At 66.6% G+C, this 12040-nt stretch carries 12 protein-coding genes; 3 read left to right on the top strand and 9 right to left on the bottom strand.

The genetic code is table 11. The features are described from left to right. The first annotated feature begins 11 nt into the window (after positions 1–11). Positions 12–1556 (top strand): methyl-accepting chemotaxis protein, encoded by a 1545-nt coding sequence (locus HGR_RS01205; protein ID WP_006296213.1) that lies wholly within the window; start codon positions 12–14, stop codon positions 1554–1556. Between the two features lie 78 nt (positions 1557–1634). On the opposite strand, the gene HGR_RS01200 is transcribed toward HGR_RS01205, so the two are convergent. From HGR_RS01200 to HGR_RS01170, 7 genes are all read right to left on the bottom strand, one after another. Then, the gene (locus HGR_RS01200; protein WP_006296212.1) at positions 1635–2834 is read right to left on the bottom strand and encodes an MFS transporter; all 1200 of its coding nucleotides are present in this window, start codon (positions 2832–2834) and stop codon (positions 1635–1637) included. Between the two features lie 196 nt (positions 2835–3030). Further along, on the bottom strand, positions 3031–3774 hold the full coding sequence (locus tag HGR_RS01195; RefSeq protein ID WP_006296211.1) for an ABC transporter ATP-binding protein: 744 nt from the start codon (positions 3772–3774) through the stop codon (positions 3031–3033). Positions 3775–3776: 2 nt separating this feature from the next. Continuing rightward, positions 3777–4535 carry an ABC transporter ATP-binding protein gene (locus HGR_RS01190; RefSeq protein WP_006296210.1) on the bottom strand — a complete coding sequence of 253 codons (759 nt, stop codon included), beginning with the start codon at positions 4533–4535 and terminating at the stop codon, positions 3777–3779. Beyond that, on the bottom strand, positions 4532–5518 hold the full coding sequence (locus HGR_RS01185) for a branched-chain amino acid ABC transporter permease (RefSeq protein ID WP_006296209.1): 987 nt from the start codon (positions 5516–5518) through the stop codon (positions 4532–4534). Before HGR_RS01185 ends, HGR_RS01190 begins: the two co-directional genes overlap by 4 nt. A gap of 10 nt (positions 5519–5528) precedes the next feature. Next, positions 5529–6404: a branched-chain amino acid ABC transporter permease gene (locus HGR_RS01180; protein WP_006296208.1), complete on the bottom strand. Its 876-nt coding sequence runs from the start codon at positions 6402–6404 to the stop codon at positions 5529–5531. A 150-nt stretch (positions 6405–6554) separates the two neighbouring features. Beyond that, positions 6555–7694, bottom strand: a complete 1140-nt coding sequence (locus tag HGR_RS01175) for an ABC transporter substrate-binding protein (protein WP_006296207.1) — start codon at positions 7692–7694, stop codon at positions 6555–6557. Positions 7695–7751: 57 nt separating this feature from the next. After that, a complete protein-coding gene (locus HGR_RS01170; RefSeq protein WP_006296206.1) occupies positions 7752–8717 on the bottom strand; it encodes a shikimate dehydrogenase family protein in 966 nt (321 codons plus the stop codon). Between the two features lie 184 nt (positions 8718–8901). Between HGR_RS01170 and HGR_RS01165 the strand changes: the two genes are divergently transcribed. After that, the gene (locus HGR_RS01165; protein WP_006296205.1) at positions 8902–9696 is read left to right on the top strand and encodes an IclR family transcriptional regulator domain-containing protein; all 795 of its coding nucleotides are present in this window, start codon (positions 8902–8904) and stop codon (positions 9694–9696) included. Between the two features lie 3 nt (positions 9697–9699). Here the strand turns inward: HGR_RS01165 and HGR_RS01160 are convergent, their stop codons facing one another. Beyond that, positions 9700–9888, bottom strand: a complete 189-nt coding sequence (locus tag HGR_RS01160; RefSeq protein WP_006296204.1) for a 4-oxalocrotonate tautomerase — start codon at positions 9886–9888, stop codon at positions 9700–9702. Between the two features lie 48 nt (positions 9889–9936). Beyond that, positions 9937–11034 carry a chorismate synthase gene (aroC, locus tag HGR_RS01155; RefSeq protein WP_006296203.1) on the bottom strand — a complete coding sequence of 366 codons (1098 nt, stop codon included), beginning with the start codon at positions 11032–11034 and terminating at the stop codon, positions 9937–9939. Between the two features lie 143 nt (positions 11035–11177). Here aroC and HGR_RS01150 point away from each other — a divergent pair. Beyond that, the coding region (locus HGR_RS01150; RefSeq protein ID WP_006296202.1) for a PDC sensor domain-containing protein at positions 11178–12040 on the top strand (863 nt) is incomplete at its 3' end.

The raw sequence follows: 12040 nt of genomic DNA, 5'->3' as shown, positions 1-12040 counted from the left end.
AGGGGCATGCCATGCATTTCCTGAATCATTGGAAGCTGCGCAACCGCGTGCTGGCGGGTTTCACGCTGGTCATGGTGCTGCTGATCGGCGCCTCGGTCGTCGGCGTGCTGCGCGTCGGCCAGCTCAACGATCGCATCCACCGCCTGGTCGAGGTGGACATGCATGCGCTCGATCTTTCCCGGCAATGGGCCGGGCTGACCGAGGTCAGCATTCAGCGTCGGCTGGTCAGCATGGCCGTGAACGACCCGGTGTTCGTCACGGCCTTCACGCGCAAATCCAAGGAAACCTCCGCCCGCATCGACGCGGTGCAGAAGGAACTCAATGGCATCGAGCAGCCTCCCGAGGCCCTGCGCCTGGTCGAGATCATCAATCAGAAGCGCAAGGTCTACCAGGACCTGCGGGAAGGATTGATCAAACGCAAGGAAGCCGGTGAGAACGTGGTCGCGGGGATTTCAGCCGATCTGATCCCGTCCATGGAAAGCTATCTGGAAGCCATCAACGCCTACGCGGACTACACCCACGACAGCGTCGCCAAGGCCACCGCCGAGATGGAAGACCAGGCCCACCTGACCCGCGCCATGGTCATCGCGCTGCTGGGCCTGGCCTCGGTGCTGGGCGTGGCGGTGGCGCTGATGATCACGCGCTCCGTCACGCAACCCCTGGAGATGGCGCGCCAGCAAACAGCGCACATCGCCGAGGGTGACCTGACGCAGCGCATCGACGCCCAAGGCAGTGACGAACTGGCGGAACTCAGCCGCAGCCTGACCGAGATGCAAGAACGGCTGGCCCTCACCATCGCGTCGGTGCGCAACTCGGCCGAACAGGTGCGGCTGGCGTCCAGCGAGATCGCCTCGGGCAACCAGGATCTCTCCAACCGCACCGAACAAGCGGCCAGCAGCCTGGAGCAAACCGGCGCGGCCATGGCCCAGCTGGGCGACGGCGTGCGTCAGAACGCGGAAGCGGCCCGCCAGGCCGACACCTTGGCGCAGGCGGCCTCCCAGGTGGCCCACCGGGGCGGCTCGATGGTCGAGGAAGTGGTGCGCGCCATGCGCGACATCCAGAATGCGTCCAATCAGATTGGCAACATCATCGGCGTGATCGATGGCATCGCGTTCCAGACCAACATCCTGGCCCTGAACGCCGCCGTGGAAGCCGCCCGCGCGGGCGAACAGGGGCGTGGCTTCGCGGTGGTGGCCGGCGAGGTGCGTTCCCTCGCCCAACGCTCGGCCGAGGCGGCGCGCGAGATCAAGTCGCTGATCTCCGCCTCCATCGAGCGCGTGGATGGGGGCAGCCGCCTGGTCAGCGACACCGGCGAGACCATGGGCGAGCTGGTGCGCAGCGTCAGCCAGGTCACGCAGATCATCAGCGAAATCTCCAGCTCCAGCGCCGCGCAGGCGCACACCCTGGGGGAAATCGGCCAGGCCGTGCAGCACCTGGACCAGATGACACAGCAGAACGCCGCGCTGGTCGAGCAGTCGGCCGCCGCCGCGCAGGGCCTGCGCGAGCAAGCCAACGATCTGGTGCAAACGGTCGCGAGCTTCCGGCTCTCCCGCTGAAGCATCCGCCCGCGAGCCGTGGCATGGCCTGCGGCAATGTCTGGCTCGGCGGTCTCGCCGGGGCCCAGGGCTATCCTGTCAGGCGGACTGAGCGCGCGGCAACCACCAGCGTGTGATGAGCCCTATGCCCAAGGCCGCCAAGGCCATGGGCAGTGCCACGGGCCAGGTACCGGTCAAGGGACCTTGCAGGCCGTTCGCACCCTCGGCCCCGTGCGAAAAATGCGCCACGCTCTGACCCAGGACAAAGGCCACGGCCATGGTGATGAAGCCCGACCAGGCCACCGCGCGGCCCGCCGCCTGGGGCAGCTCACTCACCGCGCCCGCCTGCGAGCACGGCTGGTGAAAGCCATGACCGATCACGAAAATCCAGTGCCCCAACAGCAGCGGTGCCACCCGGTCGGGCCACCAGATCGCCCCGACGATTTGCAGCGCGGCGCCCGCCAGACTGAAGCCAGCCCCGAGCTGCACGCAGGCCAGCGCCGAGCGCCGGTGCAGCCGGTGGCGGCACCAGGCCGTGCTGAAGGTGTAGACCAGGGAGCCGCTGGCGGGGATCCAGCCATACGCGAGTGGACTGAGGCCCAGGCGCTCGACGTAGACCATGGGCGACAGCAAGAGAAAGCAGAAGACGCCGCCATAGGTGGCCGCCGTGAGGCTGCTCCAGGCCCAGAAGTTGGCGTTGCGCAGCACCTCGCGCGCGCTGCCCTGCCCGCCCGGGACACGGGCGGGGCGGGTCTCGGTGAAGCGCAAGGCACACCAGACCAGCACCCCCAAGGCGTAAGCCGTCATGCAAGCCAGAGCCCAGCGCCAGCTGGCGTACTGCGTCATCACCGCGCCCAGCAGCGGCGCGAGCAAGGCCACCACGCCCAGGCCAGACAAACCCAGCGCCATCACACGCGGCCCTTCCAGGGCGCTGTAGCGGTCACGCACCGCGGCACGCGCGCAAATCAGGATGGCCGCCATGGCCACGCCCTGCACGGCGCGCCAGCCGGCCAGCACCGTGATGCTGCCCGCGAACGTGGCCCCCAGCGCACCCAGGGCGTACAGCGCCAGTCCGGCAAGCAACAACGGGCGGCGGCCCCAACGGTCGGCCAGCGGACCACTGAAGAGCTGGCTGATGCCGAAGGCCAGCGCGAAGACGGTCAGGCTGGTGCTGGCCGGGCCGAGGTCGCGCGTGATCGCGGGCAAAGCCGGCAGGTGCAGGTCGGTGGCAATGGGCTGCGCGCCCAGGAGCAACAAAAGCAGGACCGTGAAGGTCCCTCCGGGCAAGGCAAGGCGCATGGGGTCAGGGTTCGGGGTGGCGGTGCCACGATCGCTTGGAGAGATTCTGAAGATTCCGGCGCTTAAGGCGATTCCAGCGATACGGGCGCTGCAGACAATTCAAGCAATTCAGACGCTTCAGATTCGGACAGGCTCGGCTGAGGTGCCGAGGCCCGCATTGTCCTCCAGCGGGAGTCGCCGCGCCCAGTTTCCCCGCTCAGGCGGCGGCAGGTGTGGCCGCGTGCGCACCGCCGAGGAAGAGGCGCTCGATGTGCGGATCGGCCAACAGTTCGGCCGCCGGTCGCTGCAGCACGCGGCGACCGGACTCGAGCGCGATGGCCTCGTCCGACACCTTGAGCGCGCTCTTGACGTTCTGCTCGACCATCAGCACGGTCGTGCCCTGCTCCGCCAGGCGGCGCAGCAGCTTGAAAACATCCTGCACCACCAGGGGCGACAGGCCGATGGACGGTTCGTCGATCAGCAGCACGCGGGGGCGCAGCAACAGCGCGCGGCCGATCTCGAGCTGCTTCTGCTCGCCGCCGGACAGGGCCGAAGCCTGGGAGTGCAGGCGTTCCCGCACGCGCGGGAAAAACTCCAGCACCTCGGGAATGCGCGCGTGCGTGGTCTTCATGCCCAGGGTGATGCCGCCGAGTTCGAGGTTTTGATGCACCGTGAGCTGGCCGAAGAGGTTGCGCCCCTGGGGCACGAAGGCAATGCCTCGCGCCAGCAGCTCCTTCGGGCTAGCGCCGGTGATGTCCTGGCCATCGAGCAGGATGCGGCCCTGGCGGGGCTTCAGCAATCCAAACAGGGTCTTGAGCACGGTGGACTTGCCCGCCCCGTTGGGGCCCAGCAGCAGCGTGATCGCGCCGCGCCGCGCCTGCAAGGACAGCTTGTTGAGGATCATGAAATCCTTGTAGCCCGCGACCACGTCCTGGAATTCAATGCACGAAGTGGTGGCCATGGTCAGTTCCCCAGGTAGGCGTCGAGCACCTGCTTGTTGGCGCGGATCTCGTCCGGCGTGCCGATGGCCAGCACGCGGCCCTCGACCATCACCAGGATGCGGTGGCACAGGTCCATCACGAAGTCCATGTTGTGCTCGATCACGACGAAGGAGCTTCGTCGCTCGCGGTTGAGTTGCTTGAGCAGCACCGAGATGCCGCCCACGAGGCTGGGGTTGACCCCCGCGCAGGGTTCGTCCAGCAGCACCAGGTCGGGCTCGCTCATGAAGGCCATGGCGATGTCCACCAGCTTTTGCTGGCCATAGCTCAGGCTGCCCGCCGGCTGCTCGGCCACATGCCGGATGCGGAACAGGTCGATCAGCGCGTCGGCCTGGCCGCCCAGGCCCGAGTCGCCGGGCGCGAACAGGCGGCTGAAGAGGCTGCCCTGGTGTTCCTGCGCGGCCACGAGCAGGTTGTCACGCACCGACATCTTGCCGAAGACCTGCAGGGTCTGGAAGGTGCGGCCGACACCGCGCCGGTTCAGTTCCAGCGGCGACAGCCCGGTGATGGACTCGCCATTCAACTCGATCGAACCGGCATCGGGGCTGATCTGCCCCAGCACGCTGTTGAACATGGTGGTCTTGCCCGAGCCATTGGGGCCGATCACGCCGAAGATCTCGCCGGGGCGAACCTCGAAGCTCACGCCGTCCACGGCCTGAATGGCGCCATAGGACTTCTTCAGGCCCTGGACCTTGAGCACGGGAGGGGAAGCCACGGCGCTCACGCCTGGCCTCCTTGCGCGGCGGCGGCGCGGGACCGTGCGGCCGAGGCAGCACGGGCCTGGCGCCGCGCGCGTATGCGGTCCGGGATGCTGAGCAGCCCATCGGGCAGCCAGATCATCATCAGCACCACCGCCGCGCCGAAGATGAACAGGTACCAGGCCTGGGCGAAGCGCAGCCATTCCGGCAGCAGCACGCCCACCGCCGCGCCCACCACCGGCCCGAGGAAATAACCGGGGCCACCAACGACGACCATGAGGTACATCATGATCGAGGCGCCGACCGTGAACGGCGCGGGTTCGATGAACTGCACCAGGGACGCGAACAGCACGCCCGCCACGCCCGCGAAGGCCGCGCCGATGGCGAAGCTCAGCAGCGTGTAGTTGCGGATGTGCACGCCCAGGCTTTCGGCGCGGATGGGGTTGTCACGCAGGGCCATGAAGGCCTTGCCCCAGGGCGACCGCAGCAGGCGCCACTGCAGCCAGGCCAGCAGCAGCGTCACGGCGAGCGTGAAATAGAAGTAATAGCGGTTGTTCTCGAGCGACCAGACCAGCAGTTCAGGCCGCGGGATGTTGTTGATGCCGAAAGTGCCGCCGGTCAGCCATTCCTCGTTGCGCATCACCAGCCAGACGGCGGTGTTGAAACCCAGGGTGGCGAAGGCCAGGTAGATGGTCTGCACCCGCAGGGCCGGAAAGCCCAGGATCAAGCCCACGCCGAAGCAGATCAGCGCGGCAGCTGGCAGGCTGAACCAGAAGCTCACGCCCGCCTTCATGAGGATGGCCGAGGCGTAGGCGCCGATGCCGAAGAAGGCCGCGTGGCCCAGCGATTTTTGGCCGGCGTAACCCACCGTCAGGTTCAGGCCCATGATGGCGATGATGAAGATCAGCCAGTACGTCAACAGGTAGACGCCATAGCTCTTGAGGAACTGGGGCGCGATCAGCAGGCCCAGGGCGGCGATCAGCGCCACGGCAATGGAAATGCGTTTCATGGTGGTGACCTCAGACTTTGCGCTCTTCTTTTTTACCCAGCAGGCCCTGCGGCTTGAACAGGATGACCACCATGAAGATCAACAGGGCCACGGCATCCTTGTAGGCAGGGGACACATAAGCAGCCGCCAGGTTCTCGGCGACGCCCACGATCAAGCCGCCCAGCAAGGCGCCGCGCGAGTTGTTGAAGCCGCCGATGATGGCGGCGAAGAAGGCCTTGGTGCCCAGGCCCTCGCCCATGTCGAACTTGGCCAGGTAGGTCGGCGTGACCAGCAGGGCCGCCGCGCAGGCCAGCAGCGCGTTGATGGCAAAGGCGTAGAAGATCATGCGCGGCACATTGATGCCCAGCACGGTGGCGCTCTCGGTGTTCTGCGCCACGGCCTGCATGGCGCGGCCCGTGACGGTGCGGGTCATGAAGGCCTGCGTCGCAAACACCAGGGCCAGCGCGGTCACCAGGGTGCCGATGCCGCCGGAAGTGATGGTCACGCCGGCGATGTTGAACACATGGTCGCCGAAGGGGTTGGGGAACGGATGCGCCTCGGCGCTGTACCCCGCGCGGATGCCGTTGCTCATCGTGATCGCCAGGCCAATGGTCGCGACCACGATGGGCATCATCCCGTACTTGAACAGCGGGTCCACCACGCCGCGCTTGAAGGCCCAGCCCAGCACCAGCACCGAAACACTGGCGGCCAGCACGAAGCCCAGCCACAACGGCGCGCCCAAGGCCATGAAAGCCAACATCACGAAGGCTGGCAGCATCACGAACTCGCCCTGGGCGAAATTGATGGTGCCGCTGGCCTGCCACAGCAGGGTGAAGCCCAGGGCCGCGAGGGCATAGATGCCGCCCGTGGCAAGGCCGCTGATCAGTAATTGCAGAAAGTCAGTCATGGGATTGCGGCTCCCGCCGACCGCGCGACTCGGTGGTCCGCGGAAAGATCAAACACGGGGGAAAAGATCGGGTCTGAAAACCACCCCACTCCACGCCGGTCCGCGCGGTGGTCTTCATGAACCGATCCCCCACTTATTCCTTCCTACTTATTACTTCTTGCCCAGCGGCGGCAGCGTGGCCACCACGACCTGCTTGCCGTTCTTGACCTCGACCATGAAGCTCTCGCGGTCGATGTCGCCCTTGTCGTCAAAGCTCACGTCCATCAGCACGCCCGGATGCTGCTTGGCGGTGAAGGTGACGTTCTTCAGCGCCTGAGCCACGGCGACGCGGTCGAACTTGCCGGCCTTCTCGATCGCGGCCTTGAGCACGTACACGCCGGTGTAGCCCTTGATGCCGTTGTGGTCCGAGACGTAGTTGTATTCCTTCTGGAACTTGGCGCCGAAGGCCTGGGTCGGCGGCGCATCAACGCTCAGGCCCACGTGGGCCACGGCGCCATTGGCGGCCTCACCCGCCAGCTCGATCACCTTCTGGCCGGTCAGCGTGGTTTCACCGATGATGGGCTTGGTCCAGCCCTGCTTGCGGAACTCGCGCAGCGCGCGGGCCGACTCTTCCTCGTTCGTGTAGACGAACACGGCGTCGGCGTTGCTTTGCTTGACCGCCAGCACGGCGGCGGAGAAGTCGATCTGGCCCTGGTTGGTGGAAATGTCGGCCACCACCTTGGTCGGGCTGCCTTCCATCAGCTTGACGATGGCGTCACGCCCGCCCTTGCCGAAGTCATTGTTCACGTAGACCACGGCCAAAGTCTTGGCCTTGCCGTTGATGTAGCGCGCAAGCTTGGGAAAGCTCGTGGACTGGCCGAAGCTGGTGCGGAACACATAGGGGTTGCCCTGCTGCGTGATGGAGGCCGCCTCACCGCCCGTGAAGTTGGGAACCTCGGCGCGGCGCGACTCGGCCATGCTCACCATGATGGAGCCCGAGAACACCGGCCCGAAGATGGCGAACACCTCCTCGTCCACCGCCTTCTGCGTCAGGCCCTTGGCCACGCCGGGGTTGCTCTGCGTGTCGTAGGTCGCGGACTGGATCTTGCGGCCCAGGATGCCGCCCGCGGCGTTGATTTCCTTGACGGCCAGTTCAACGCCGTTCTTGAAGTTGGTGCCCGCCGTGGCGCCCGCGCCGGACAGTTCCACGATGTTGGCGATCTTGACGACTTGCTGCGCCAGCGCGGTGGTGGCGCAGGCGGCGCCGAGTGCGCAAGCCGCCAGCAGTTGGAGGGCGTGACGTTTTTGCATGAATGTCTCCTAAGTTGTTGAGGGTGAGGTAACGCTGTGGGGCATCGAGGCAAGCGGTCAGTTGACCACGGGCCGCGCTTGCGCGACCCAGGATTGTGCCGAGTCGCCGGGGCGCGGAATCTCCCGCGCCAGCACGGTCGGATAGATCAGCTCGCGCAGGAACGTGGCGTCCTGCCGCACGGCCTGCGCCGCCTCGGGGTAGCCGAAAAAATCGAGGTAGAGCGGGGCTTGTTGAATCAGCATCTCGAACCCGGGCTGGGCATGCAGACCGCGCGCGCGGGCCGCGCGCACCAGGGGCGTGGGCTGGTTCTTCATCAGGATGTCCACCAGGGCCGCGTGCGGCGCCATGCGGCTGACATCGAGCGGCAGCGGATCATCGGCCCTCAAACCCAGCGGCGAGGCGTGGATCACGAGGTCAAACCCGGCGGGATCGTTGTCCTGAGCCGCCCGCACCTGTGCCGCACCGCCCTGCCCTTGCCCACGAGCCCCGGCGAGGCGGGCAGCCACGCCCGCTGCCTTGCCGGGCACCGGGTCGTACAGCGCCAGCTCGGCCGCCACCCCCGCCAGCGACGCCCCGATGGCGGCGGCACCGCCGCCCGCACCGAGGATGAGCACACGCCGCCCGGCGTAGGCCATGCCGAAATGGTCCAGCGAGGCCCGCAAGCCTTCCCCGTCGAAGAGCCCGCCTTCCAGCCGGCCCGACGCCGTGCGCCGGATGCCGTTGACCGCACCGGCCAGACGGCCCAGGGGGGAACAGTCGTCCAGCAGGTCCATCACCAGCGCCTTGTGCGGGATGGCCAGGAACAGACCGCGCACATTGCGCGCGAGGAACACTGCCCGCACGAACGACTCGATGTCCGTCGGCGCCACATGCACCGGGACCAGCACCGCGTTGATGCCCAAGGCGGCGAACACCCGGTTGAAGACTTCGGGCGCTCGGACCTGCTCGACCGGATCGCCCGGTATCAGGAACAGATCGGTGCTCCCGCTCACGGGGGGAACAAGCGCAGGGGACAGGTTCATGGGGATGCGGGCACCAAGGGGTCATCAAGGGTGGAAGATTGGGAATCGGCGCGAATTTAGTGGATTCCGCGGCGCCTCGTTCCACAGCGCCCCGAGCATTGCGCGAATATCGATCAAAATTGCGCGCTGATCGAACGCATCCAGGGTTTCACCTGAACTGTCCGCCATGCGCCCGCTCCGCACAATGCCGCCCGTGATCCCCGGCGCCCACAGCTCCCCTCCCCCGCTCGACAAACGCGACTGGATCGCCGGCCTGGAAAAAGGCCTGGCGGTCATCGAGGCGTTCGATGACGCCAATCCCCGCCTGACCAGCACACAAGCCGGTGAGCGCTGCGGGATGACGCGCACGGCGACGCGTCGTTACCTGCTGACCTTGGTCCACCTGGGTTATGTCGCCACGGACGGCAAGCTCTTCTGGCTGACGCCGCGCGTGCTGCGCCTCGGACGCTCTTACCTGGAATCGGCCCGGCTGCCGCGCATCGTGCAGCCCTTCCTGCAACGCGCCACCGCGGGCATCGGCGAGACGGCCTACGTCAGCGTGCTGGACGGCGACGAGATCGTGTGCATCGCGCGCAACGGCCCGAACCGCAACATGAACACGGGCTATGTGCTGGGCGCGCGCGTGCAGGCGCAGGTCACGGCGGCGGGCATGCTGTTGCTCGCCTTGGGCAATGAGGGTGAGGCCGAAGATTGGCTGACCCGTCAGGAGCTGAAGGCCTACACCTCCCACACCATCACCTGCCGAGACAGCCTGCGCGAGGAAATGGCGCGCATCCGCCAACGCGGCTGGGCCCTCTCGGAACAGCAGCTCGAACTGAACTACCGCGGCATCGCGGTGCCCTTGATCGACCACCATGGCGATCTGGTGGCCGCGCTCAACGTCACCATGCCCATGGGCCAGGAAAGCGGCGAGGACGCCGCGGCGCGCGTGCTGCCGGTGTTGCAGGACACTGCGCGCGCCATGCGCACCCTGATCTGAGCTTTACTTCTTCTCGCTGAAGGGCACGCCGCCCACGAACCAGTCCGGGCGCTGCACTTCGGTGATCAGCACATCGACCGCTTCGGGCGCAACTCCCAGGGTGCGGATCGTCGCCTCGGTCAGAGCCTGGGCGTATTGCTTCTTCTGCTCGGGCGTGCGGCCCGCGAGCATCTCAACGTGAAGGATGGGCATGGTGGAATCTTCCAGAGGAACAAAGAAGGGTGTCGGCCCTCACTGGGCCTAGGCGACGTGGCCGGGGATGGCCGGCTGGGACAGGTGCACGTCACCGCATTGCGCGCGATGCCGCAGGGCGTGGTCCATCAGCACCAGGGCCAACAAGGCCTCGGCTATCGGCGTGGCGCGGATGCCCACGCAGGGGTCGTGCCGGCCCTTGGTGATCAGCTCGGTGGCTTGACCGGCCGTGTCGATGGACGCACGCGGAACCAGGATGGAACTGGTGGGCTTGATGGCGATGGACACCTCGATGTCCTGCCCGGTGCTGATGCCGCCCAGGACGCCGCCCGCCTTGTTGCCGACGAAACCCTCGGGCGTCAAGGTGTCGCCATGCGTGCTGCCCTTGTCCGACACCGCCGCGAACCCGGCCCCGATCTCCACGCCCTTGACGGCGTTGAGCCCCATCATCGCGTGTGCAATATCCGCGTCCAGCTTGTCGTAGAGCGGCTCGCCCAGACCCGCGGGCACGTGGGTGGCGGTCACGCGCAAACGCGCGCCACAGGAGTCACCCGATTTGCGCAGCGCTTCCATGTAACGCTCCAGCGCCGACGTGTCGGCCACGGGCGCGAAGAAGGGGTTGTTCGGCACATGCTCCCAGGACTCAAAGGGAATCTCAAGCTCGCCGATCTGGGTCATGCAGCCGCGGAATTCGATGCCGAACTTTTCGCGCAGCCATTTCCGGGCCACGGCGCCAGCCGCCACGGTGGGCGCAGTGAGGCGCGCGGAAGAGCGCCCGCCCCCACGCGGATCACGCAGGCCGTACTTGCGCCAATAGCTGTAGTCCGCATGCCCGGGACGAAAAGTCTGCAGGATGTCGCCATAGTCCTTGCTGCGCTGGTCGGTGTTGCGGATCAGCAAGGCGATGGGGGTGCCCGTGGTCTTGCCTTCGTAGACGCCCGACAGGATTTCGACCTGATCGGCCTCGTTGCGCTGGGTGACGAACTTGCTCGTGCCGGGTCGGCGACGGTCCAGCTCGGGCTGGATGTCCTCGACCGAAAGGTCCATGCCGGGCGGGCAACCGTCGATGACACAGCCGATGGCCGGACCGTGGGATTCACCGAAGTTGGTGACGCTGAAAAGTAGACCGAAGGTATTGCCGCTCATGGGCGCGATTATCCCCGAGGCCCGCCGCCCAAGGACCGCATGCCGCGCGGACTCCATCAGCCAGATGCATGCGGCGCTGGGTTCGCACCTACACTGCTCGCTTCGAAAAACACCTGTCTCCTATCTCATGAGGAACGAGCACCATGAAGTTAACATGGACCCGACGCCTGCATCCCGGCAATTTTCGCGGTCGCCTGACTCTCTGGTTCGGCCTCTTGTCCCTGGCCACGGTCATGAGCGTCGGCCTGTACATCGGCCGGATCGCCACTCAGGAAATCGCCGACTTCGGCGGCCAAGCCCTGCAGGTCAATGCGCGTTCGGTGGCCGGCATGCTGATGACCCACGGGACCGAACGCGGCAAGGAAGTACACCTGCTGCAGCGAATTCTGATCACCATGCCCGGGGGCCTGGACAATCCGGCGCTGAGCGAGCTGTTCACGCTGCGCCAGCAAACCTACGATGAGTACGCCTGGGTCGGCGTGGTCGACCCCAGTGGCACGGTGCGGCAGGCCAGCCAGGGCATGCTGGTGGGCGCCAAGGTGGCTCAGCAACCCTGGTTCCAGGCCGCGCTCAAAGGCCCTTACGTTGGCGACATGCACAAGGCCGTGCTGCGAGCCAAGCAGACGGAACGACGCGAACCCGAGGAACACCTGAACTCCGTGGACCTGGCCATGCCCATCCTGGATGAACGCGGCCGGGTGCGAGGCGTTCTGGCCACATCCGCGGACTGGAGCCAAGCGACGCGCGCTCTGGAGACAATGGTCACGCAGAACATGGCGCAGCGCCAGGCCGAGGTGCTGTTGGCCGACCTGTCTGGCAACATCGTCTACCCGCGCAAGCACGTCGGCAGCTTGCAAGTGCCACAGCGCCAGGACCCCACCGCGCCCTTCGAGGTGCTGCGCTGGAACGACGGTCAGGACTATCTGACCAGCATGGTGGACCTCCCGGCCAAGGACGGCATGCCTTGGAGCTGGCGCATCGTGTCACGCCAGCCACTGGCGGGCAC

It is taken from the genome of Hylemonella gracilis ATCC 19624 (assembly GCF_000211835.1).
GTDB lineage: Bacteria > Pseudomonadota > Gammaproteobacteria > Burkholderiales > Burkholderiaceae_C > Hylemonella > Hylemonella gracilis.
The sequence above is the reverse complement of the archived record's forward strand: the minus strand, read 5'-3'. Positions and strand labels throughout refer to the sequence as shown.

Coding starts and splice junctions, on each gene's coding strand:
- HGR_RS01205 (WP_006296213.1), top strand. CDS start 12: ATGCATTTCCTGAATCATTGGAAGCTGCGCAACCGCGTGCTGGCGGGT.
- HGR_RS01200 (WP_006296212.1), bottom strand. CDS start 2,834: ATGCGCCTTGCCTTGCCCGGAGGGACCTTCACGGTCCTGCTTTTGTTG.
- HGR_RS01195 (WP_006296211.1), bottom strand. CDS start 3,774: ATGGCCACCACTTCGTGCATTGAATTCCAGGACGTGGTCGCGGGCTAC.
- HGR_RS01185 (WP_006296209.1), bottom strand. CDS start 5,518: ATGAAACGCATTTCCATTGCCGTGGCGCTGATCGCCGCCCTGGGCCTG.
- HGR_RS01180 (WP_006296208.1), bottom strand. CDS start 6,404: ATGACTGACTTTCTGCAATTACTGATCAGCGGCCTTGCCACGGGCGGC.
- HGR_RS01175 (WP_006296207.1), bottom strand. CDS start 7,694: ATGCAAAAACGTCACGCCCTCCAACTGCTGGCGGCTTGCGCACTCGGC.
- HGR_RS01170 (WP_006296206.1), bottom strand. CDS start 8,717: ATGAACCTGTCCCCTGCGCTTGTTCCCCCCGTGAGCGGGAGCACCGAT.
- HGR_RS01165 (WP_006296205.1), top strand. CDS start 8,902: ATGCCGCCCGTGATCCCCGGCGCCCACAGCTCCCCTCCCCCGCTCGAC.
- HGR_RS01160 (WP_006296204.1), bottom strand. CDS start 9,888: ATGCCCATCCTTCACGTTGAGATGCTCGCGGGCCGCACGCCCGAGCAG.
- aroC (WP_006296203.1), bottom strand. CDS start 11,034: ATGAGCGGCAATACCTTCGGTCTACTTTTCAGCGTCACCAACTTCGGT.